18 protein-coding genes are annotated in these 22538 nt (G+C 67.6%); 15 read left to right on the top strand and 3 right to left on the bottom strand.

The window, feature by feature from the left end; genetic code table 11:
- Positions 1-20: 20 nt before the first annotated feature.
- Complete coding sequence (coaA, locus tag IWX62_RS04600; RefSeq protein ID WP_196840201.1) at positions 21-1001, bottom strand: type I pantothenate kinase; 981 nt, start codon at positions 999-1001, stop codon at positions 21-23.
- A gap of 112 nt (positions 1002-1113) precedes the next feature.
- Between coaA and glmS the strand changes: the two genes are divergently transcribed.
- The 8 genes from glmS (at position 1114) to IWX62_RS04640 (ending at position 12979) form a co-directional block, all read left to right on the top strand.
- Positions 1114-3012, top strand: a complete 1899-nt coding sequence (glmS, locus tag IWX62_RS04605; protein WP_196840202.1) for a glutamine--fructose-6-phosphate transaminase (isomerizing) — start codon at positions 1114-1116, stop codon at positions 3010-3012.
- Between the two features lie 6 nt (positions 3013-3018).
- Positions 3019-3411, top strand: coding sequence for a holo-ACP synthase (locus tag IWX62_RS04610; RefSeq protein ID WP_196840203.1), 393 nt, complete (start codon positions 3019-3021; stop codon positions 3409-3411).
- A 2-nt stretch (positions 3412-3413) separates the two neighbouring features.
- Positions 3414-4955 carry an NAD(P)H-hydrate epimerase gene (locus IWX62_RS04615; protein WP_196840204.1) on the top strand — a complete coding sequence of 514 codons (1542 nt, stop codon included), beginning with the start codon at positions 3414-3416 and terminating at the stop codon, positions 4953-4955.
- 87 nt (positions 4956-5042) lie between these two features.
- The gene (glgX, locus tag IWX62_RS04620; protein ID WP_196840205.1) at positions 5043-7223 is read left to right on the top strand and encodes a glycogen debranching protein GlgX; all 2181 of its coding nucleotides are present in this window, start codon (positions 5043-5045) and stop codon (positions 7221-7223) included.
- Positions 7224-7282: 59 nt separating this feature from the next.
- Complete coding sequence (treY, locus tag IWX62_RS04625; protein ID WP_196840206.1) at positions 7283-9598, top strand: malto-oligosyltrehalose synthase; 2316 nt, start codon at positions 7283-7285, stop codon at positions 9596-9598.
- Positions 9595-11328 carry a malto-oligosyltrehalose trehalohydrolase gene (gene treZ, locus IWX62_RS04630; protein WP_196840207.1) on the top strand — a complete coding sequence of 578 codons (1734 nt, stop codon included), beginning with the start codon at positions 9595-9597 and terminating at the stop codon, positions 11326-11328. The genes treY and treZ overlap by 4 nt, the downstream gene beginning before the upstream one ends.
- A gap of 48 nt (positions 11329-11376) precedes the next feature.
- A complete protein-coding gene (mgrA, locus tag IWX62_RS04635) occupies positions 11377-12423 on the top strand; it encodes an L-glyceraldehyde 3-phosphate reductase (RefSeq protein ID WP_196840208.1) in 1047 nt (348 codons plus the stop codon).
- 4 nt (positions 12424-12427) lie between these two features.
- Complete coding sequence (locus IWX62_RS04640; RefSeq protein WP_196840209.1) at positions 12428-12979, top strand: GNAT family N-acetyltransferase; 552 nt, start codon at positions 12428-12430, stop codon at positions 12977-12979.
- Between the two features lie 22 nt (positions 12980-13001).
- Here the strand turns inward: IWX62_RS04640 and IWX62_RS04645 are convergent, their stop codons facing one another.
- Positions 13002-14348: a family 4 glycosyl hydrolase gene (locus IWX62_RS04645; RefSeq protein ID WP_196840210.1), complete on the bottom strand. Its 1347-nt coding sequence runs from the start codon at positions 14346-14348 to the stop codon at positions 13002-13004.
- 110 nt (positions 14349-14458) lie between these two features.
- Between IWX62_RS04645 and IWX62_RS04650 the strand changes: the two genes are divergently transcribed.
- The 6 genes from IWX62_RS04650 to tsaD all read left to right on the top strand — a co-directional run bounded on the left by IWX62_RS04650 (position 14459) and on the right by tsaD (position 19510).
- A complete protein-coding gene (locus IWX62_RS04650) occupies positions 14459-15547 on the top strand; it encodes a carbohydrate kinase family protein (protein ID WP_196840211.1) in 1089 nt (362 codons plus the stop codon).
- An 82-nt stretch (positions 15548-15629) separates the two neighbouring features.
- Positions 15630-16805 carry an alanine racemase gene (gene alr, locus IWX62_RS04655; RefSeq protein WP_196840212.1) on the top strand — a complete coding sequence of 392 codons (1176 nt, stop codon included), beginning with the start codon at positions 15630-15632 and terminating at the stop codon, positions 16803-16805.
- Complete coding sequence (tsaE, locus tag IWX62_RS04660) at positions 16792-17328, top strand: tRNA (adenosine(37)-N6)-threonylcarbamoyltransferase complex ATPase subunit type 1 TsaE (RefSeq protein WP_196840213.1); 537 nt, start codon at positions 16792-16794, stop codon at positions 17326-17328. The genes alr and tsaE overlap by 14 nt, the downstream gene beginning before the upstream one ends.
- Before the next feature lie 9 nt (positions 17329-17337).
- Positions 17338-17997 (top strand): tRNA (adenosine(37)-N6)-threonylcarbamoyltransferase complex dimerization subunit type 1 TsaB, encoded by a 660-nt coding sequence (gene tsaB / locus IWX62_RS04665; protein WP_196840214.1) that lies wholly within the window; start codon positions 17338-17340, stop codon positions 17995-17997.
- A complete protein-coding gene (gene rimI, locus IWX62_RS04670; RefSeq protein WP_196840215.1) occupies positions 17994-18437 on the top strand; it encodes a ribosomal protein S18-alanine N-acetyltransferase in 444 nt (147 codons plus the stop codon). The genes tsaB and rimI overlap by 4 nt, the downstream gene beginning before the upstream one ends.
- Entirely contained in the window at positions 18434-19510 is a 1077-nt protein-coding gene (gene tsaD, locus IWX62_RS04675; RefSeq protein ID WP_196840216.1) for a tRNA (adenosine(37)-N6)-threonylcarbamoyltransferase complex transferase subunit TsaD, read from the top strand. The genes rimI and tsaD overlap by 4 nt, the downstream gene beginning before the upstream one ends.
- Positions 19511-19542: 32 nt before the next feature.
- Here the strand turns inward: tsaD and IWX62_RS04680 are convergent, their stop codons facing one another.
- Positions 19543-20682: a glutamate--cysteine ligase gene (locus IWX62_RS04680; protein ID WP_196840217.1), complete on the bottom strand. Its 1140-nt coding sequence runs from the start codon at positions 20680-20682 to the stop codon at positions 19543-19545.
- Between the two features lie 107 nt (positions 20683-20789).
- Between IWX62_RS04680 and IWX62_RS04685 the strand changes: the two genes are divergently transcribed.
- A complete protein-coding gene (locus tag IWX62_RS04685; RefSeq protein ID WP_333483215.1) occupies positions 20790-22511 on the top strand; it encodes a glycoside hydrolase family 3 N-terminal domain-containing protein in 1722 nt (573 codons plus the stop codon).
- The last annotated feature ends 27 nt before the right edge of the window (positions 22512-22538 follow it).

Here is a 22538-nt window from a genome sequence, read left to right on the forward strand (position 1 = left end):
AGACCGGCGACCAAAGCACGTCATGTTTTGCGGAGCAGCATTCGCCGCACTGAATGATCGGCTTCCTTGGTCAGCACCAACTGGGCCCGCCCCCGGGTGGGCAACACGTTGGCCATCAGGTTGGGCTCGTTGATCCGCCGCCAGATGCCGAGGGCTGTCTCGCGGGCCTCGTCGTCGGTCAGCGACGCGTACCGGTGGAAATAGGACTGCGGGTTGGCGAACGCCCCGGTCCGCAGCGACTGGAAACGCTGGACATACCACTGCTCAATGAAGGAGGTTTTGGCATCCACATAGATGGAGAAGTCGAAGAAGTCGCTCAACGCGAGGCCGGACCGGCCGTCGGCGCGGGTCCGGGCGGGGGCCAGCACGTTCAGGCCCTCCACGATCAGGACGTCGGGGCGACGGACCACCACCTCACGGTCCGGAACAATGTTGTAGGTCAGGTGGGAATACCAGGGGGCGCGCACCTCTTCGGCGCCGCTCTTGACCTCGCTGACAAATCTGAGCAGCCGCCGCCGGTCGTACGATTCGGGGAACCCCTTGCGCTGCATGAGGCCGCGACGTTCCAGCTCGTCATTCGGGTACAGGAAGCCGTCGGTGGTCACCAGTTCCACATTGGGGGTGTCCGGCCAGCGGCTCAACAGTTCACGGAGCACCCGGGCTGTGGTGGACTTCCCGACGGCCACCGAACCGGCCACACCGATGACGAAGGGGGTGCGGGTGCGCTGCTCGCCCAGGAAAGTAGTGGTGGCGGCGTGCAGTTCACCGGCGGCCGCAACGTACAGGGATAGGAGCCGGGAGAGGGGAAGGTACACCTCGCGCACCTCATCCAGGTTGAGCTCGTCGCCCAGCCCCCGCAACCGGAGAATGTCCTCAAGGTCCAGTGGGGAGGAGATCTCGTTGGACAGCCGGGCCCAGGTCTGGCGGTCCAGTTCGACGAAGGGTGTGAAGTTGCTCTCCGCACCATTGCCCGCGGTCACCCCGGGATTTGTTTCACTCACCGTCTGAATTGTGCCCGTTGGCGGCCCCAGATGCGAAACTTGGCCGGGCGCGGCGCCCGGATTCGGGGGTGCGCTGCACCCGATGCCCCGGGCTGACGGTACTCTTAAGCCCATGTGTGGAATCGTAGGCTACGTAGGCCGAGCAACAGTGTCATCAGACGGAACAACAGCGACGCACGGCGCGCTGGACGTTGTCATGGAGGGGCTCCGGCGCCTTGAGTACCGCGGTTATGATTCCGCCGGTGTGGCCGTCCTGACCCCCAACGGGGTCGAGTCCCGGAAGAAGTCAGGCAAGCTGAGCAACCTGGTGGCCGAGCTTGAAGCCAGCCCGCTGCCCGCGTCGATGACCGGGATCGGCCACACCCGCTGGGCCACCCACGGCGCGCCGAATGACCTCAATGCCCACCCGCACCTCGCTGACGACGGGCGGCTGGCCGTCATCCACAACGGCATCATCGAGAACTTCGCCGAGCTCAAGGCAGCGCTGCTGGAGCAGGGCGAAACCTTCCTCTCCGAGACGGACACCGAAGTGGCCGCCGCACTGCTGGGCAGCATCTACCGCGAAGTCGCCTCCGCAGGGGACCCCAACCCACTCACCCATGCCATGCGCCTGGCCAGCCAGCGGCTCGAGGGTGCTTTCACCCTGCTCGCCGTGCACCAGGACTCACCCGGCGTCGTTGTCGCCGCCCGCCGGAACTCACCGCTCGTCGTCGGGCTCGGCGACGGCGAGAACTTCCTCGGCTCCGACGTCTCCGGCTTCATCGACTTCACCCGCCGCGCCGTTGAACTGGGCCAGGACCAGGTGGTCACCATCACCCCTGACGAGGTCATCATCACCGACTTCCACGGTGCCCCCGCCACCGGCAAGGAATTCCACGTCGACTGGGACGCCGCAGCAGCGGAAAAGGGCGGCTACCCCTCCTTCATGGAGAAGGAAATCAACGACCAGCCCGACGCCGTCGCCCAGACCCTGCTCGGCCGTTCCGACGCGGCCGGCAAGCTCATCCTCGACGAACTGCGCATCGACGAGACCATCCTGCGCTCAGTGGACAAAATTGTTGTCCTCGCCTGCGGTACCTCTGCCTACGCCGGTCAGGTTGCCAAGTACGCCATCGAGCACTGGTGCCGGATCCCCACCGAGGTGGAGCTCTCCCACGAGTTCCGCTACCGGGACCCGATCGTCAACGAGAAGACCCTCGTGGTGGCCATCTCCCAGTCCGGCGAGACCATGGACACCCTGATGGCTGTGCGGTACGCCAGGGAACAGGGCGCCAAGGTGGTGGCGATCTGCAACACCAACGGATCGACCATTCCCCGCGAATCCGACGCCGTGCTCTACACCCACGCCGGCCCCGAGATTGCCGTCGCCTCCACGAAGGCCTTCCTGGCCCAGATCACCGCCGCCTACCTGCTGGGCCTGTACCTGGCGCAGCTGCGGGGCAACAAATTCGGCGACGAGATTGCCGACGTCCTGGCCGACCTGGCGGAAATGCCCGCCAAGATCCAGCAGATCTTGGACAACGCCGACAAGGTCAAGAAGCTGGCCCGCGATATGGCCGACGCCAAGTCGGTGCTGTTCCTGGGCCGCCACGTAGGGTTCCCGGTGGCGATGGAAGGTGCGTTGAAGCTCAAGGAACTCGCCTACATCCACGCCGAAGGGTTCGCCGCCGGTGAGCTCAAGCACGGTCCCATCGCGCTGATCGAGGACGGCCAGCCCGTCGTCGTCGTCGTTCCCTCACCGAACGGCCGGGATTCCCTGCACGCCAAGGTGGTCTCGAACATCCAGGAGATCCGCGCCCGCGGCGCCGTCACCATTGTGATCGCCGAGGAAGGCGACGCGTCGGTGGAGGCGTACGCGGAACACGTGTTCTACGTGCCGAAGACTCCCACCCTGCTGGCGCCACTGCTGACCACTGTGCCGTTGCAGATTTTCGCCTGCGAGCTGGCCTCCGCCAAGGGTTACGACGTTGATCAGCCCCGCAACCTGGCCAAGTCAGTCACGGTTGAGTAGCTGCCGATGATCGTGGGCATCGGCGTTGACGTAGTGGACGTCGACCGGTTCGGCAGGCAGCTGGAGCGGACGCCTGGACTGCGTGAACGGTTGTTCGTGCCGGCGGAGCGGGCGCTGAATCTGCGCTCGCTCGCCGCACGGTTTGCTGCCAAGGAGGCGGTGGCCAAGGCGCTGGGCGCCCCGGCCGGGATGAACTGGCAGGACTGCTGGATTGGGCTCGACGCCGCCGGTAGCCCTTCGGTTGAGGTCAAGGGCACTGTCGCAGCGGTCGCGGAGCTGAAGGGCGTCCACCGCTGGCACCTGTCACTTAGCCACGATGGAGGGGTCGCGACGGCGATGGTGGTCGCCGAGGCCGCGCATGTGGCACCTGCGCCTCCGTCCACCGGGATAGACTCCTAAGTATGCTTAGCGCCTATTCGGGCAGTGCGATCCGTTCGGCTGAAGCCCCCCTCCTTGCTGCCGGGCACAGCGACGCCCTGATGCAGCGGGCCGCTTACGGCCTGTACTCGGCTGCCGTGGCCGACCTGATCGGCAGTACCGGCGGCTGCTACGGGCGGACCGCTGTGGTTCTGGCCGGTAGCGGCAACAACGCCGGGGATGCGCTGTTCGCGGCGGCCCGGCTGGCAGCTCGGGGCGTCAGGACCACAGCAATCCTGACGTCCGGGTCCACCCACCCGGAGTCTCTCGACGCCTTTCACCGCGCCGGCGGGCGGAGTGAACAGCTCACCGCCGCGTCGGTCGACAGCCTCGTGGCCGCCACAGCCGGGGCCGACCTGATCATCGACGGCATCCTGGGAATCGGTGGAACCGGCGCCCTTCGTGAACCCGCCGCCAGCCTTGTCCGCGGGCTTGCGTCGGCGGCCACCGGCTCAGTGATCGCCTGCGATCTCCCCAGCGGCCTCGACGCCGACACCGGCGTTGTCAACGAACCGGTGCTGTCCGCCGATCGGACCGTGACTTTCGGGGCGCTCAAGTCCGGTCTGCTCACGGGGCCCGGGGCGCAGGCCGCCGGGCGGGTCAGCGTCGTCGACATCGGACTGGACGCGACCCTGCCGAATCCCGGGGTGTTCCGGCTGGAGCCCGCCGACGTCGCCGTCCTGTACCGGCGGCCCCGCCCCACAGACCACAAGTACACCCGCGGGGTGCTCGGCATCGCCGCCGGGTCAGTCAAGTATCCCGGCGCTGCTGTGCTTGCCACCGGCGCCGCTCTGGCCACCGGGGTGGGCATGGTTCGGTACCTGGGCCCGCGGTCGGTCGCGGACCTGATCAACAGGACCCACCCGGAAGCCGTCTGCGCGCAGGACACGGTCAAGGCGTCCCATGTGCAGGCGTGGCTGGTGGGCCCTGGCGCCGAGGAAGACCCCGACCAGCGGAAGCGCGCACGCGACGCCATGTCCTCCGGGCTGCCGACGGTGGTTGACGCTGGCGCGCTGCCCCTGCTGCCCCGCAGGCTGGGACCCCAGGTGATCCTGACCCCCCACGCTGGCGAACTGCAGACGGTGCTGGCCAGCCACCGGATCAAGGCAACCCGGCGAGACATCGAGGCAGCCCCGGCCGACCACGCCCGCAAGGCCGCTCAACTCACCGGTGCCACCGTGCTGCTGAAGGGCACAGTCACCGTGGTGGCCTCGCCGTCGGGAACGCTATTCAGCCAGGCCAATGGGACGCCCTGGCTCGCCACCGCGGGGTCGGGGGACACGCTCTCCGGCATCCTCGGTGCCCTCGTGGCAACGCTTGACGACGACGACGGCGACGCTGCCGTCCAGCGGATCGGGGTCCCGGCGCAGGACAAGTGGGCGGCCGTGGCCGCGGCGGCAGCGCTCCTGCACGGCATGGCGGGCAGCCGGGCGGCCGGCTTCGGACCGGTAGTGGTCTCGGAGTTGCCGCGATACGTGGGAGCGGTCCTCGCGGACCTGCTCAGCGGCCCCCCGCCCAGGACATAATTCACCCAATAGTCATCCGGTTGCGCTATGAAGGTAGCTGGACCGTTCACTTTTCAACCTTACGAAACACCCACATCAGGAGAACACATGGAACTTTGGCCCGGCGAAGCGTACCCCTTGGGTGCCACCTATGACGGCACCGGCACCAACTTTGCGTTGTACAGCGAGATCGCTGACAAGGTGGAGCTCTGCCTGCTCGACGATGATGGCGTCGAGGAACGCGTTGAACTGCACGAGGTGGACGGTTACGTCTGGCATGGGTACCTGCCACACATTGTCCCCGGCCAGAAGTACGGCTACCGGGTCCACGGCCCCAACGCCCCCGAAGAGGGTCACCGCTGCAACCCGAACAAGCTGCTCCTGGACCCGTACGCCAAGGCCGTCCACGGCCAGATGGACTGGGATCCGGCGCTCTTCGGCTATAACTTCGGCGACGAGAACTCCATCAACAACGACGACTCGGCGCCCCACATGATGCTCGGCGTCGTCGTCAACCCGTTCTTCGACTGGGACGGCGACCGGAAACCGCGTATCCCCTACCACCAGTCGGTCATCTACGAAGCCCACGTCAAGGGCCTCACCCAGCTTCACCCCGAGGTTCCCGAGGACCAGCGCGGCACCTACGCCGGTGTTGCGCACCCGGCCGTGATCTCCCACCTGCAGAAGCTGGGCATCACCGCCATCGAACTGATGCCGGTGCACCAGTTTGTCAACGACAGCACCCTGCAGGAAAAGGGCCTCACCAACTACTGGGGCTACAACACGATCGGGTTCTTCGCGCCGCACAACACCTACGGGTCCGCCGGTGACACCGGCGAACAGGTCCAGGAATTCAAGGCCATGGTGCGTGAACTGCACCTGGCGGGCATCGAAGTAATCCTCGACGTCGTCTACAACCACACCGCCGAGGGCAACCACATGGGCCCCACCCTGTCGATGCGCGGCATCGACAACTCCGCGTACTACCGGCTCGTCGAAGACGACAAAAAGTACTACATGGATTACACCGGCACCGGTAACTCCCTCAACGTGGGCAACCCCCACTCCCTGCAGCTGCTCATGGATTCGCTGCGCTACTGGGTCACCGAAATGCACGTCGACGGTTTCCGCTTCGACCTGGCGTCCACCCTGGCCCGCGAGTTCTACGACGTCGACCGCCTGTCAGCGTTCTTCGAACTGGTGCAACAGGACCCCGTGGTGTCGCAGGTCAAGCTCATCGCCGAGCCGTGGGACGTTGGACCCGGCGGCTACCAGGTGGGCAACTTCCCACCGCAGTGGACCGAATGGAACGGTAAGTACCGCGACACGGTGCGCGACTTCTGGCGCGGAGAGCCGTCGACCCTCGGCGAGTTCGCTTCACGCCTGACCGGCTCGGCCGACCTCTACGAGCAGTCAGCGCGCCGCCCGGTCGCGTCGATCAACTTCGTCACCGCCCACGACGGCTTCACCATCCGCGACCTCGTGTCCTACAACGAGAAGCACAACGACGCCAACGGTGAAGACAACAACGACGGTGAAACGCACAACCGGTCCTGGAACTGCGGCGAGGAAGGCCCCACCGACGACCCCGAGGTCAACACCCTCAGGGTCCGTCAGCAGCGGAACTTCATCGCGACCCTCCTGCTGTCGCAGGGGGTCCCGATGCTGCTGCACGGCGACGAGGTGGGACGCACCCAGCAGGGCAACAACAACACCTACGCCCAGGACTCCGAACTGAGCTGGATTCACTGGGACCAGGTGGACCAGCCGCTGCTCGAATTCACTGCCGCCGTGAACCGGCTGCGGTCGGAGCACCCCACCTTCCGCCGTCGCCGCTTCTTTGACGGACGACCGGTCCGACGCGGCGAGGGCGAGGCGCTGCCGGACATCGTCTGGCTGGGCACCGACGGCACCGTGATGGCGCCCGAGGACTGGGACACCGGGTTCGGCCGTTCCATCGGGGTGTTCCTCAATGGGCAGGGCATCTCGGGCCGCGACGCCCGCGGGCAGCGGATCACCGACCAGAACTTCCTGCTGCTCTTCAACGCCAGCGACGAGCCGGTTGACTTCACCCTTCCGCAGCAGGAGTACGCTCCGGCCTGGGATGAGGTCATTGATACTGCCGGCAAGTTCGCCGATTCGGACGCCATTCCGGCTGAAGCCACCATCACGCTGGAAGCCAAGTCAATGGTGGTGTTGCGGGCTCACGCCGAAACCGAAGATCTTGATCACTCGGTGGCAGCGTCCCTGGCCGCACTGGCGAACTCGCACCAGCCCGGTAACGCCTAACACCCACCGGCACCGCACCAGCAGGCACGACCCACCAGCACCAGTTCAGGAGTACATGCATGAGGACCCCGAAGTCGACCTACCGGTTGCAGATTCGATCCGAGTTTGACCTCAGGGCTGCCGCGGCGGTGGTGCCTTACCTGCGGGACCTCGGTGTGGACTGGGTGTACCTGTCACCGGTGCTGACCGCTGAACAGGGGTCGGGCCACGGGTATGACGTCACCGACCCCACGGCCGTTGACCCCGAGCGCGGCGGACGGGACGCCTTCGTGGCACTCTCGGACGCCGCGCACGCGGCGGGGCTCGGGGTGCTGGTGGACATTGTGCCAAACCACCTGGGGGTGCAGACACCCGGGCAGAACCCCTGGTGGTCTGCGCTGCTCAAGGGCGGCCAGGATTCGCCCTACGCCGAAGCGTTCGACGTCGACTGGGACGCGGCCGGCGGGAAGATCCGCCTCCCGGTCCTGGGCGACGGCGATGACGAGCTGGCTGCCCTGGAGCTCGACGGCGGGGAGCTGCGGTACTACGACCACCGTTTCCCGATCGCCGACGGCAGCTACGAAACCGGCGACACAGCTCAGGCTGTGCACGCCCGCCAGCACTACGAACTGGTGAACTGGCGCCGCGCGGACAGCGAGCTGAACTACCGGCGGTTCTTCGGCGTGAACACCCTGGCGGGCCTCCGCGTCGAAGTACCCCGGGTGTTTGATGAGTCCCACAGCGAGATTCGCAGCTGGTTCGAGGAGTCCCTGGTGGACGGGCTCCGGATCGATCATCCGGACGGACTCGCCGACCCTGCCGGGTACCTGGACCGGCTGCGTGAACTGACCGGCGGGGCGTACGTCCTGGTGGAAAAGATCCTCGAGCCGGGGGAGACCCTGCCCGCCGGCTGGGCCACCGAGGGGACCACCGGGTATGACGCGCTCGCCGATATTGACCGCTTGTTTGTTGACCCGGCCGGGCAGGCCACGCTCGAACGGGTTGCCCCGGCCGAGGATTTCCATTCGATGATCCACGGCACCAAGCGGGGGATCGCCGACGGGATCCTCCGGTCGGAGGTGCTGCGGCTGACCCGGTTGGTTCCAGCCGACGCGGGCCTTGATCCCGAGGACGCTGCTGACGCGATCGCCGAACTACTGGCGTGTTTCCCGGTCTACCGGAGTTACCTTCCCGGCGGTGCCGGGTACCTCGACGACGCCGTCGTCGCAGCCCAGGTGCACCGCCCCGACCTGGCCGCCACGCTCACCACACTGCACGGGCTGCTGAACCCGTACCTGGCCGATCCTGACGCGACCCTCACCGAGCTGGCCACCCGGTTCCAGCAGACCTCGGGCATGGTGATGGCCAAGGGCGTCGAGGACACCGCGTTCTATCGGTACAACCGGCTGACCTCGCTCAACGAGGTGGGCGCCGACCCGTCGATCTTCTCGATCAACCGGGTGGACATGCACAACCGGCTGCTGCGGCGCCAGCGCGATAACCCGCTGTCCATGACAGCGCTCAGTACCCACGACACCAAACGCAGCGAAGATACCCGCGCCCGGATCAGCGTGCTCTCCGAGATGGCCGACGACTGGGCCACAGTGCTCGGCCAGCTCGACGGCGCGGCGCCGCTGGGCGACCCGGCGTTCTCCTCGCTGCTCTGGCAGGCGATGATCGGTGCCTGGCCGCTGAGCCGCGACCGGGCCCACGCCTACGTGGAAAAGGCCTCCCGCGAAGCCGACTCCAGCACCCACTGGACCGCGCCCAACGAAGCCTTCGAGGACCGGATGCACTCCGCGGTCGACGCCGCCTTCGATACCCCGGCGGTCACCACGCTGGTCACCACCCTGGTGGAAAAAATCAAGGGCTACGGCTGGTCGAACTCGCTGAGCGCCAAACTGCTGCAGCTGACCATGCCGGGCGTGCCCGATGTGTATCAGGGCTCGGAATTCTGGGAAGACTCACTGGTGGACCCGGACAACCGCCGGCCGGTGGACTTTGAGGAACGGAAGCAGGCACTGGTCAACCTGGCCTTCGGAGCCCTCCCCGCCATCGACGAGTCAGCGGTGGCGAAGCTCCTGGTCGTGTCGCGGGCGCTGAAGCTGCGCCGCGACCGTCCCGAATTGTTCGCCGGGTACACCGCCGTCACCACCACCGGTGAGGCAGCGGAGCACATCTTCGCCTTCGACCGCGGCGGGGCGCTTACCCTTCTCACCCGGCTGCCGCTGGGCCTGGAACGCCGTGGCGGCTGGCAGGACACCGCCGTCATCCTGCCGGAGGGCAAGTACAGCTGCGCCATCACCGGGGCATCGTTCTCCGGCGGGCCCGTCCCGGCCGGAACCATCTTCGAGACCTACCCAGTGGCACTGCTGGTCAGGGAGGACGCATCATGAGGAACCAGTTCGACGTCTGGGCACCCAAAGCCACTAGCCTCTCGCTGACCGCGGGCGGGACCACCACACCCATGAGCCGGGCCGACGGCGGCTGGTGGACAGCGGGCGCGGCCCCCCTCCCAGCCGGCACCGATTACGGGTACCTGGTGGACGGCGCCACCACGCCGATCCCCGATCCGCGATCACGCCGTCAGCCCGACGGCGTGCACGGGCTCTCCCAGACCTTCGACCCGGGCGCCCACGCGTGGCAGGACGGCTCCTGGGTCTCGCCCGGGCTCAACGGGGGAGTGATCTACGAACTGCACATCGGGACGTTCACCCCCGAGGGGACCTTCGACGCGGCGATCGGGAAGCTTGACTACCTGGTGGACCTCGGCGTGCAGCATGTGGAGCTGCTCCCGGTCAACGCGTTCAACGGCACCCACAACTGGGGCTACGACGGCGTCCTCTGGTTCGCCGTGCAGGAAACCTACGGCGGACCCGCCGGCTACCAGCGGTTCGTTGACGCTGCCCACCAGCGGGGCCTCGGTGTGATCCAGGACGTGGTGCACAACCACCTCGGCCCCAGCGGCAACTACCTCGGCCAGTTCGCCCCCTACCTGACGGAGGGCAAAGCAAACACCTGGGGTGATTCCCTGAACCTTGATGGGCCACTTTCCGATGAGGTCAGGCGTTACCTCCTGGACAACATCCTCATGTGGTTCCGCGACTATCACGTTGACGGTCTCCGCCTGGACGCGGTGCATGCCCTGCACGACGAGCGGGCCACGCATATCCTCGAGGAATTCGCCGAGGAAACCGACAAGTGTGCCACGGACCTGGGCAAGCCCCTGTTCCTGATCGCCGAATCCGACCTCAACAATCCGCGGCACATCACGGCGCGGACCTCCGGCGGCTACGGGCTCGCCGGGCAGTGGAGCGACGACTTCCACCACGCCGTGCACGTCAACGTCACCGGGGAAACCACCGGGTATTACGAGGACTTCGACTCCGTGGCAGCCCTGGCCAAGGTAATGGAACACGGGTTCTTCCACAACGGAACCTACTCGTCCTTCAGGGAACGCGGCCACGGGCGACCCATCGACCCGGCCCTGGTTTCCGCCCACCAACTGGTGGTCTGCACCCAGAACCACGACCAGATCGGCAACCGGGCAGCCGGCGACCGGATGGGCGCAACAGTGACCTATGCGCAGCTGGCCCAGGCTGCCGTGCTGAACCTCGCCGGACCCTTCACCCCCATGTTGTTCATGGGTGAGGAGTACGGTGCCTCCACGCCGTGGCCGTTCTTCACCTCCCACCCCGAACCGGAACTGGGCAAGGCCACCGCCGAAGGGCGCCTCCGGGAGTTCGAGCGGATGGGCTGGGACGCCGATACGGTGCCCAACCCGCAGGACCCGGAAACGTTCGCTTCGGCGAAACTGGACTGGGCCGAGGTGGAAACGGGTGACCACGCCCGTCTCCTCGACCTGTACCGGCACCTGATCCGGCTCCGCCGCGAGACCCCGGATCTGTTGAACCCCGACTTCACCGCCGTGTCGGTGGACTTCAGCGTACCCGAGAAGTGGTTGGCCATCCGCCGCGGGGGGACCCTCGTCGTCGTCAACCTGGCCGACGACGAACGCACCATCACCGTGGACGCGACGCGGGTCCTGCTGTCGAGCGTTCAGGGCGAGAACCTGGCGGCCGGACGCCTGACCCTGCCACCGCGCGGGTCAGCCATCCTCAGCTGAGCCCGACAGCAACGACGCATCGCCCCGCCCCGAGACCTAGGAGAGACCATGACCTTCCACCCAGCAGATGACCGTTACGACTCGATGCCCTACCGCAGGGTGGGCCGCAGCGGCCTGCAGTTGCCCGCGGTGTCCCTTGGCCTGTGGCACAACTTCGGCGACGACAAGCCGTTTGCGACGCAGCGCGACATCCTGCGCCGTGCCTTCGACCTGGGCGTGACCCACTTTGACCTGGCGAACAACTATGGGCCACCGGCCGGCAGCGCCGAAACCAACTTCGGGCGCCACCTGAAGGACGATTTCGCGCCGTTCCGTGACGAGCTGGTCATCTCCAGTAAGGCCGGCTACGACATGTGGCCCGGTCCGTACGGCGAATGGGGATCCCGCAAATACCTGCTGGCCAGCCTCGACCAGTCGCTGAACCGGATGGGCCTGGATTACGTGGACATCTTCTACAGCCACCGGCCGGACCCCAACACCCCGCTGGAAGAGACCATGGGAGCCCTGGACACTGCTGTGCGCTCGGGCCGGGCCCTGTACGCGGGCATCTCCTCCTACTCACCGGAGAAGACGGTGGAGGCGGCTGCCATCCTGCGGGATCTCGGCACGCCGCTGCTGATCCACCAGCCTTCCTACTCGATGCTCAACCGCTGGGTGGAGAACGGCACCCCCAACCTTCCCGAGGTGCTGGAACAGGAGGGAGTCGGGTCGATCGCGTTCTCGCCCCTCGCCCAGGGTCTGCTGACCGACCGCTACCTCGACGGTATCCCCGAAGGGTCGCGGGCGGCGTCGGACAAGTCGCTCTCCGAGGCGCACCTGTCGGAGGACAACCTCCGCCGGGTGCGGGGGCTCAACACCATTGCGCAGGGCCGCGGGCAGTCGCTCGCCCAGATGGCGATCGCCTGGATCCTGCGGGAACAGTCCAAGGGCAGCGCGATCACGTCGGCGCTGATCGGCGCCTCCAGCGTCTCGCAGCTGGAGAACAGCCTCGCCGCCGTGAAGAACCTCGACTTCAGCCAGGACGAGTTGACGGCCATCGACGAATTCGCCGTCGAATCGGACATCAACCTGTGGGCCAAGGCCCTCGACGCCTAACCCGATGTTCGACGCCGAAGGGCTGGGGGTGCGGCTGGCCACCGACGCCGACTGGCCTGCCCTCTGGGCCATCATGGCACCGGTGGTCCGTGCCGGCGAGACCTACTGCTGGGACACCGGCATGTCCGAGGCGCAGGCCCGGGCCGAGTGGCTGGCCCCCGCCGATCCCTCGATGCACGTCTACGTCGCTGAGGCGACCGGCTCCGCCACCGGTGAAGGTGGTGCCGGAGGTGGTGCCGGGGCCGTCGTCGTCGGGACGGCTCAGCTGCATGCGAACCGGGCAGGCGGTGGATCACACGTGGCTAACGCGAGTTTTATGGTGGCGGGCGAGGCCGCCGGCCGGGGCGTGGGCCGTTTGCTGGCGCGGCACGTCCTGGCGCAGGCGCGGGAACAGGGTTACCGGGCGATGCAATTCAACGCCGTGGTGGAGACGAACACCCGGGCGGTCCGATTGTGGGAATCCCTGGGCTTCCGTGTTCTCGCCACCATCCCCGGGGCGTTCAGGCACCCCAGGGAGGGCTTTGTGGGGCTGCACGTCATGTTCAGGGACCTGTAGCCACCCTCGCGTCGCTGGGTGGCTACTTCCAGTAGGCAGCGAGGGCGGGGAAGGCACGTTCATACCCGGCGAGTAGCCGCGCGGCAGCATGGGCCGAGTCGATTAGTGGATGCAGCAGGAACGCCCGCATGGCTGAGTCGCGGTCGGCGTGTACCGCAGCATGCACCACTGCTTCCTCCACGGAGAGCACCTGCGCCATCAGGCCCAGCTGGTGCGGGGTCAGGGCCCCGGTAGGGAGCGGTGTCGCCCCGGTCCAGTCCAGGCGGGCGGGAAGTTCGACGACGGCGTCTGCCGGCAACGCAGGAAGCACACCCCTATTGCGTACGTTGACGATCAGCTCAGTGGGCTGATCGGTGAGCAGGGCCCGCATCGCCGCGAGGGCGATCCGCTCGTACCCGCCGCCGGCCAGATCGGATTCGTCGCGTTCCTCCGCCTCCGGGCGGGCCTCCGCGAGGTAGCCTTCCTCGCGGGCCAACCGTGCCCCCTCCCAGACGGCGAACGGCTCGGGTGTGGTCAACAACTCGGCGTACAGCTGCTCCTGCTGGCGGTGGAGAAACACGCCGCGGGTTTCGGCTGCGCCGGCCAAAGCCCGCACCGCTTCCCGGTGGTAGTAGTAGTAGAACAGGTACTCGTTGGGTACCGCCTGCACCAGCCGTGGCAGGTCCGGACCAAAGACCCTGCCCTCCTCGAACGAGGCGAGGCGACGCGGGTCGGCCAGCAGCGCGGGGAGCCGGTCGACGCCGTCGTACGTCAGACCACGCAGCCAGCCGAGATGGTTCAGTCCCACATAGTCGACGCCGCTGAGCGAACCCTCCACGAGGGGCACTCCCGCGGCGGCCGCGGACCGTGACACGAGCCCTGATGCCGAGTCGCAGATCCCGATCGCGCGGTCGCCCAGAATGGTCTGAACCGCCCCCGTCACCATGCCGGCCGGATTGGTGAAATTGATCAGCCAGGCGTCGGGGCAGACACGCCGCATGGATTCGGCGACCGCCAGCATCTGCGGTACCGACCGCAGCGCATAGGAGATTCCGCCGGCGCCCACCGTCTCCTGACCCAGCAGCCCCTCGTCCAGGGCAACCCGTTCGTCGAGCACCCGCCCCGCGGCGCCGCCGCTCCGGATAGCGGCGAAGACGACGTTGGCCCCCACCAGGGCGGCGTCGAGGTCGGCTTCCGCTGCAAGGTGGGGCCGGGCCGAGCCGGCGGGCAGCGGCATGGTCTGTAATACCCGGGAGATGGCCTTCAACCGGCCCGGATCCGAATCGTGCAGCACCACCTGGTCGATCACCCCGGCGAACTGCCCCGCCGACAGGGCCCGGTACACGAGGGGGACCCGGAAGCCGCCGCCGCCCACGATGACCAGTTTCATGAACCCTCCACGGTGTCGGTGAGTGCTGCGCCGGCCTCACACGGCCGCCGCGGTGCTCCCGGCGTCACAGGGATGCTGCGTGCCGGGAGCCTAAGAGTATTGTGCCGTACATGGGTACCGCGCATCGTTTTGATCCTCTGGCTGCCAGCCGCTCCGCGTCCGACCCGGAGTTCGACCTGCTGCTCAGCGGCTCGGTCTTCCTCGACATTGTCTTCACCGGCCTCGAGCAGCTGCCGACACCGGGCACCGAAGTGTGGGCCGACGGGATGGGATCGTGTCCCGGCGGTGTGGCCAACCAGGCGATTGCTGCTAGTCGGCTCGGGTTGCGCACCACACTCTCCGCCGCGTTCGGAGACGACGGCTACGGCGACTACAACAAGGGCATCCTGCGCGACCAGGAGCACGTTGACCTGTCCCGGTCCAGGACCTTCGAGAACTGGCATTCACCTGTCACGGTGTCCCTGTCCGTGCAGCGTGACCGATCGATGGTCACTCACGGCCACCCGTCGCCGGCCTCCGCCACCGAGCTGGTGGGTGACCCGCTCCCGGGCTGCCGTGCCGCCGTCGTCAGCGTTGAACCTGAGCTGGAGCCGTGGGCCCTCGCCGCCCGGGCCAACGGAACCCGGTTGTTCGGCGATGTGGGCTGGGACCCGACCGGGCAATGGTCGGGGAGTGCTTTGGACACCCTGCAATATTTTCACGCATTCATGCCCAACGACACCGAGGCGATGGCCTACACCCGCACCGACGACCCCTGGGCCGCCCTGTACGCGCTCGCCGACCGGGTGCCGGTAGCGGTAGTCACCGTCGGGCAACAGGGAGCCATCGCCATCGACTCCCTGACGGGCGAGGAGGAGTGGGTACCTGCTCTGCCGGTGAAAGCCTACGACCCCACCGGGGCGGGCGACTGCTTCGGTGCGGCGTTTGTGATGGGGGACCTGGCCGGCTTCTCCCTGGCTGACCGGCTGCGGTTCGCCAACCTGTGCGCCGCCCTGTCAGTGCAGGAGGTCGGCGGGTCCCTCGCCGCACCGGGCTGGGGCGACATTGCCGACTGGTGGCACCGGATGAGCGCATCCCGCGACAAGGTCCGCAAGCAGTGGCTGAGGCGGTACGAGTTTCTCGAGCACCTGGTGTCGGGAGTTCCGTTGGAAGCGGTGCGCCGGGCCTCGGCGACCATCGCCCGCCAGTCCGACGCATGATCCGCCCGGATGGTTCCGTGGTGGTTCGCCGCGAACCGCCCGCTGGGAGAATCCTGATGTGGGGAAATGACAGAATAGAGCAGTGAGTTTCTTAACTGATCCCCCGGCCGTCGAACGGCGGGTGGAGATTGACCTCGACGCAGTGCGCCACAACGTCAGGCACATCGCCGACGTCGTCAGCCCGGCCCGGCTGATGGCAGTGGTCAAGGCTGACGGTTATGGTCATGGCGCGCGGCAGGTGGCCCGGGCCGCGCTGGAATCGGGGGCCTCCTGGCTGGGGGTCGCCCACATCTCGGAGGCCCTCGACCTCCGCGCGGCAGGCATCGAAGCACCCATCCTGGCCTGGCTGCACACGGTCGAGTCAGATTTCGGTGCGGCAATCCGGAACGGCATCGACATCGGCGTGTCCGGGTGGGAACTGGAGTACGTGGTGGCGGCGGCCCGGCTGCAGGAACGGCCAGCGCGGGTGCAGCTGAAGATCGACACCGGGCTGGGGCGCAACGGCTGCCCCCCTGAAGAGTGGGACACGCTGATCGGCCGGGCGTTGGAGCAGCAGGAGGCGGGGCTGCTCCGGGTAGTCGGGATATTCTCCCACCTGGCCGTGGCCGATGAACCGGAGCGCCACGAAACCGACGAGCAGATCCGCCGCTTCCGTGAAGCGGTAGCCGTGGCAGAGGACGCCGGCGTCGACGTCGAACTTCGGCACCTCGCCAACACCCCCGGGGCCCTGTCCCGCCCCGACACCCATTTCGACCTGGTACGGGTGGGCCTCGGCATCTACGGGCTGTCACCCTTCCATGGCCAAAGTTCGGCAAGTCTGGGCCTGCGCCCGGCGATGAGGTTTGTGACCTCGGTAGCCAGTTGCAAGGAGGTCCCCGCCGGTCAGGGAGTCTCCTACGGCCTGACCTACCGGACCACCCAGCCCACCACCCTGGCCCTGATTCCCGTGGGCTACGCCGACGGCGTCCCCCGGGTCGCCACCGGCGCGCCGGTGCTGGTGGGAGGTCGCCGGTATCCGGTGGTCGGCCGGATCGCGATGGATCAGCTGGTGATTGACCTCCAGACCACCGGGATAGTGGGCACCGACCGGAGCCTGCTGGGTCATCCCGCAGTTCTGTTCGGGGGGTACCCGGCCGATCCCAGTGCCGATGACTGGGCCGATGCCAGCCGGTCGATCAACTACGAGATTGTGACGCGGATCAGCGGGCGGGTCCCGCGCACCTACCTGAACGGGACACTCCCCAGTGCAAACCAGTAACAGCGCCGACGTTCAGCACTGGACGCGCACCTTCACCGTCCAGTCGGCGGCTGAGCTGCAGCGGTTCGCCGCTGCGCTCGCGGCCGACCTCACCACCGGCGACCTGCTGATCCTCTCCGGAAGCCTCGGCGCGGGGAAAACCACCTTCACCCAGGGGCTGGGGCAGGGCCTCGGTGTCCGGCCCGGGGTCATTTCGCCCACCTTTGTGCTGGTTCGAGTGCACCCGTCCCTCACCGGCGGTCCCGCCCTGGTCCACGCAGACGCCTACCGGCTCGAGTCTCCCGCCGACATTGATGACCTCGACCTGGAATCCAGCATGGATTCAAGCGTCACCGTGGTGGAATGGGGTGCCGGGCGGGTGGAGCACCTCGCGGAGAGCCGTCTGGAGATCCGTCTGGAGCGGCCAGCGATGGCGGGTGCCTCCGCCGAATCGGACGAGGACGATGAGCCTCGCAGGGTTCTCATCACCGGCTTCGGTCAGCGGTGGGCGAATACGCCGCCGGCCGTCACCGCGCTGGATTAGGCTGGCAGGATGCTGATCTTGTCCCTCGATACTTCCGCCGCGGCGAGCGCCGCCCTCCTGCTGGACGGCGTCGTCATTGGGCGGTTCGCCACCGAGGACACCAGGACCCACGCGGAGGTGCTGGCTCCCGCTGTCGCCGCTCTGCTGGCCGACCAGGGAATCTCCGGAGCCGATCTCGACGCCATCGTGGTGGGCGTAGGACCGGGCCCCTTTACCGGGTTGCGGGCCGGGCTGGCCACGGCCAGGACCCTCGCCTACGTCTGGGACGTCCCGCTGCACGGCGTGATGAGCCTCGACTCGATCGCCGAGGATGCCGGTGCTCACGCCGGATCCGGAGAGTTCCTCGTCGCCACCGACGCCCGGCGGAAAGAGGTCTACTGGGCACGCTACCGCGCCGACGGGGGTGTCCCCGAACTGGTGGCCGGTCCGCAGGTGGGAGCGCCGACGTCGCTCCCTGCCCTGCCCGCCTATGGCAAGGGTGCCGGGCTGTACCCTGAGGCGCTGGCCGGGGTGGAGGGGTTCACCGACGTTCACCCGTCGGCGGCAGCGTTGGGACGCGCGGCGTACCGCAGGCTCACCGCCGGCCTGGAGCTGCTGGACACGACACCGCTCTACCTGCGGGAGTCCGACGCGCGGGTCCCCGGACCCCGGAAACGGGCCACGGCATGAGCTTCTCCCTGCGCGACCTGCTGCTCGCGGATGTCCCCGCCGTCGCACGGCTTGAGCTGGAGCTGTTTCCCATCGACGCCTGGCCGTTGGAAATGTTTCTCGACGAGGTGTCCCAGACCGAAACACGCCGCTACCTCCTCGCGGAAAGCGGGGGGCGGCTCGTCGGCTACGCGGGAGTGATGTGCATTGACACGACAGCCGACATCCAGACCATCGGCGTCCTTCCCGAGTGCGAGGGGAAGGGCATCGGGACCGCGATGCTGACCGAACTGCTGGCCGAAGCCCGCCACCGCGGCGCCACCGAGGTATTGCTGGAGGTCCGGGCCGATAACCCGCGGGCGCAGAAACTGTATACCCTGACCGGATTTGAGCACATCCACACCCGGCGCAAGTACTACCGCGACGGCGTCGACGCCTGGGTGATGAGGCTGATCCTGTGAACCGTGAGAACCCGCTGGTCCTCGGGATCGAATCATCCTGCGACGAGACCGGTGTCGGCATTGTCCGCGGGACGCACCTGCTCACCAACACCGTGTCGTCGTCGATGGACGAACATGTCCGGTTTGGGGGAGTGATCCCGGAGATCGCCTCCCGGGCGCACCTCGACGCGTTTGTGCCGACCCTCCGGCAGGCCCTCACCGACGCCGGCGTCACGCTGGGGGAGATCGATGCCATCGCGGTGACCTCCGGCCCGGGGCTGTCCGGCGCGCTGATGGTGGGCGTTTCCGGGGCGAAGGCGCTGGCGCTTGCCACCGGGAAGCCGCTCTACGCTGTGAATCATCTGGTGGCACATGTGGGCGTGGGAGTGCTCGACTCGGCGTTTCCCGACGGACTTCCCTCGAATCTCGGTGCCCTGCTGGTCTCGGGTGGTCACACGGAAATCCTCCGGGTCAACAATCTCGCCTCCGACGTCGAGCTGCTGGGGTGCACCATCGACGACGCCGCCGGTGAGGCCTATGACAAGGTAGCCCGCATCCTGGGCCTCGGGTACCCGGGCGGCCCGGCGATCGACCGCCTTGCCGCGGAGGGCAATCCGAAAGCGATCCGCTTCCCCCGGGGGCTCACCCAGCCCAAATACCTGGGAACGGCCGAACAGCCCGGCCCGCACCGGTACGACTTTTCGTTCAGCGGCCTGAAAACCGCCGTCGCCCGCTGCGTGGAGCAATACGAGGCCGACGGCGTCGACCTCCCGGTTGCCGACATTGCCGCGTCCTTCCAGGAGGCAGTCGTCGACGTGATTACCTCCAAGGCGGTGCTGGCGTGCCGCGAGCACGGGATCACCAACCTGCTGCTGGGCGGCGGGGTGGCAGCCAACTCGCGGCTGCGGACCCTGACCGCCCAGCGGTGTGCGTCGGCGGGGATCACCCTGACCGTCCCGCCGCTGTCGCTGTGCACCGACAACGGTGCGATGGTCGCGGCGCTGGGGGCGCAGATCGTGATGAACGGCGGGGAGCCCACCGGGCTGCGCTTCGCCACCGACTCCTCGCTCCCCGTCACCAGCGTGTTCGCCTGACCGGTCCGGGGATGGGGTGAGGCTCAAGAACGCTACTGCCGGAGCTGCGCGACCATGTCAAGGACGACGGCGCTGAGGTCGCCGTCGTGCTCGGCGGCAATCCGGCGCTGCCGCTGATAGCCGGCGCCGCGGGTGAGAATTTTCTCCACGTCACCGAGCTCCTCGACGCAGCCCAGCTTCTTCGCCACCGGCTGCAGCCGGTCGAGCACCTCGACCAGATGATCGGTGACGAGCTGCTCGTTGCCCTGCGCGTCGAGAATGATGATGGCTTCCATCCCGTACCGCGCGGCACGCCACTTGTTTTCCTGCACATGCCAGGGCGGCATGGTGGGGATGGTGCCACCGTTATCGAGGGTGGTGGAGAATTCGTCGACCAGGCACTGGGTCAGCGCGGCAATCGCTCCGACATCCTCCAGGGTGGACAACCCGTCGCACACCCGCATCTCGATGGTCCCGAGGTTCCCCACCGGACGGATATCCCACCGGATCTCGTTCACGGCGTCGATCACACCGGTGGTGAACATGTCCTGCACATAGGACTCGTACTCGGCCCAGGAGGGGAACTGGAAGGGAAGCCCGGCGGTGGGCAGCTGCTGGAACATCAGGGAGCGCTGCGAGGCGTAGCCCGTGTCGTCGCCACCCCAGAACGGCGACGACGCCGACAGGGCCTGGAAATGTGGCACATAGTTCACCAGACCATCCAGGACCGGCATCGCCTTGTCCCGGTGGTCCAGCCCCACATGGACGTGCACCCCGTAGATGACCATCTGCTGGCCCCACCACTGGGTGCGGTCGATCAGTTTGTAGTAGCGCTCCCTGTCGGTCACGGGCTGGGACCGGGGGACGCTGAACGGGTGCGATCCGGCGGAGAAGAGCTCAACACCCATCGGGTCCGTGACCTCGCGCACGGCCGCCAGGGAACGGGACAGATCCGCTTTCGCGTCAGCCACCGTGTGGCAGATCCCCGTCACCAGCTCCACCGTGTTCAAGAGCAACTCCTGCTTGATATGCGGATGCTCCTCGTCCTCCTGCAGCTCGGGGTGATTGGCCGCCACCCCACGCAGGACCTGATTGGCTACCGACACCAGTTCACCGTTGTAGCGGTCCACCAGGGCCAGCTCCCACTCCACGCCGAGCGTGGACTGTGCTGACTGTGCGAATTCGATCTTCATGGGCTGGCTCCTGACCGGTACCGGACTGCTGGAAAATTCTGCCTCGATATCACGTCATCCGCGGAAGAGAACTGTCCCAATATTAGAGCAGGAGTAGCATCGATACAGTGAAAAGCGCAGCCCACCGGGCGAACACTGGTAATCAGGCACGCCGTCGGGGCTTACGCCAGCCAGGATTGGCGGTCCTCACTCTCCTGCTCGTGACGGCCTGCACCCCCGCCGGAAACGGTGGTGGCACCCCCACCTCTGAGACCGGCCCGACGGCGTCGTCGTCAGCTGAACCGTCAGCTGAACCGTCAGCTGAACCGTCAGCGACCCCCACGGCGGGTGACGCGTTGCCCTGGGGGCCCAGCACCCAGAATTATGACGACGCCGTCGCCGCCGTCACCGCCATGAGCGCGGAGGAACGGGCCGGGCAGGTGATCGTGGGGTTCTACGCGGGCACCGACCCCGCTGGCCAGGAGCAGGCGATCAGGGACCTGCACCTGGCTGGCAGCATCGTCATGGGCGACAACGTGCCACTCTCTGCCAACGGAGCAGCGGATCCCGTGGCAATGGCAGCCGTGACCGGGGGACTGGCTGCGGCCGTTGCGGAGGATGGCAGGACCTGGCCGGCGGTCATCTCCGTGGACCAGGAGGGCGGGCAGGTCGCCCGCCTCGGGGCACCCCTGACAGCCTGGCCGACGCCGATGACCTACGGTGCTGCGGGGGACCCCGCACTCGTCGAGACGTCCATGGCAGCGATGAACTCCGAGCTCGCAGGACTCGGGTTCACCATGAACCACGCGCCGTCGGTGGACGTTACTACCGGCGCGAACGATCCGACGATCGGTGCGCGGGCCTACTCGGACGATCCGGCCCTGGTCGGCGAGCTGGCACCCGCCGCCGTGACCGGGATGCTGGAAGCGGGGGTGCTGCCCAGCGTGAAACATTTCCCCGGACACGGTTCGGTGCCGGCTGACTCCCACCTTGAACTGCCCGTGCAGACCGCAACCCTCGAAGAGCTTCAGACCCGTGACTGGGCGCCGTTCAAGGCAGCGGTCGACGCAGGGGTGCCCGTCATGATGATGGGCCATCTAGCGGTGGAAGCGCTGGATCCGGGGGTGCCGTCGTCGGTGTCGGCCCCCAACTATGAGGCGCTGCGCGGGCTCGGCTTCGACGGCGTGGTGGTCACCGATGCGCTGAACATGGCGGCCGTGGAGCAGCTCTACCCCGGCGGGCAGGCTGCCCCGCGCGCCCTCGCCGCCGGTGCCGACCTGTTGCTGATGCCCACCGACGCCTATGCCGCCCATGCGGGAATCGTTGCGGCCGTTGAGGACGGCAGCCTTCCCGATGAACGGTTGATCGAGGCCGCCACCCGGGTAGTCACCCTGATGCTGTGGCAGGCCGACCTGGCCACCGACGCGGTCACCGCTGCGCCGGGGGAGCAGACCGGGGCCAGCGCTGCGGCGTCCGCGGCGGCGGTTACCGTCCTCACCGCACAGTGCGAAGGGGATCTGTTGAAGGGCACCGCTTCATTGGTGGGCGGGACGGAGACCGACCGGCAGCGCTTTACCGACGAGGCCGGTGAACGGGGCGTCACCGTCGGACCGGGAGGGACAACGGTGTCCCTGGTCGGCGCCGGCGGCGGAGCGGCACCGGCGGAGATCGCCGTTGCCCTTGATGCACCGTGGTGGTTGGAGGCTGTTGACGCACCCGTCAAGGTGGCTGCCTACGGAAACACGCCGGGAGCCTTCGCCGCCGTGCTCGACGTTCTGACCGGTGATGCGACGGCGCCGGGACGCCTTCCAGTCGAGGCTGCCGGATTCGCTGCCGGGACCGGGTGCTGACGCCGCGCCAGGCAAAGCCCCACGCGT

The sequence above is a fragment of the Arthrobacter sp. CAN_A1 genome, from assembly GCF_015751665.1.
In the GTDB taxonomy this organism is placed as follows: domain Bacteria; phylum Actinomycetota; class Actinomycetes; order Actinomycetales; family Micrococcaceae; genus Arthrobacter_D.

What these genes read in the sequence shown, in the direction of transcription:
- IWX62_RS04610 (WP_196840203.1), top strand. Translation starts at nt 3,019, where the DNA reads ATGATCGTGGGCATCGGCGTTGACGTAGTGGACGTCGACCGGTTCGGC.
- IWX62_RS04615 (WP_196840204.1), top strand. Translation starts at nt 3,414, where the DNA reads ATGCTTAGCGCCTATTCGGGCAGTGCGATCCGTTCGGCTGAAGCCCCC.
- tsaB (WP_196840214.1), top strand. Translation starts at nt 17,338, where the DNA reads ATGCTGATCTTGTCCCTCGATACTTCCGCCGCGGCGAGCGCCGCCCTC.
- treZ (WP_196840207.1), top strand. Translation starts at nt 9,595, where the DNA reads ATGAGGAACCAGTTCGACGTCTGGGCACCCAAAGCCACTAGCCTCTCG.
- mgrA (WP_196840208.1), top strand. Translation starts at nt 11,377, where the DNA reads ATGACCTTCCACCCAGCAGATGACCGTTACGACTCGATGCCCTACCGC.
- IWX62_RS04680 (WP_196840217.1), bottom strand. Translation starts at nt 20,682, where the DNA reads ATGAAGATCGAATTCGCACAGTCAGCACAGTCCACGCTCGGCGTGGAG.
- IWX62_RS04650 (WP_196840211.1), top strand. Translation starts at nt 14,459, where the DNA reads ATGGGTACCGCGCATCGTTTTGATCCTCTGGCTGCCAGCCGCTCCGCG.
- IWX62_RS04645 (WP_196840210.1), bottom strand. Translation starts at nt 14,348, where the DNA reads ATGAAACTGGTCATCGTGGGCGGCGGCGGCTTCCGGGTCCCCCTCGTG.
- rimI (WP_196840215.1), top strand. Translation starts at nt 17,994, where the DNA reads ATGAGCTTCTCCCTGCGCGACCTGCTGCTCGCGGATGTCCCCGCCGTC.
- IWX62_RS04640 (WP_196840209.1), top strand. Translation starts at nt 12,428, where the DNA reads ATGTTCGACGCCGAAGGGCTGGGGGTGCGGCTGGCCACCGACGCCGAC.
- glmS (WP_196840202.1), top strand. Translation starts at nt 1,114, where the DNA reads ATGTGTGGAATCGTAGGCTACGTAGGCCGAGCAACAGTGTCATCAGAC.
- treY (WP_196840206.1), top strand. Translation starts at nt 7,283, where the DNA reads ATGAGGACCCCGAAGTCGACCTACCGGTTGCAGATTCGATCCGAGTTT.
- glgX (WP_196840205.1), top strand. Translation starts at nt 5,043, where the DNA reads ATGGAACTTTGGCCCGGCGAAGCGTACCCCTTGGGTGCCACCTATGAC.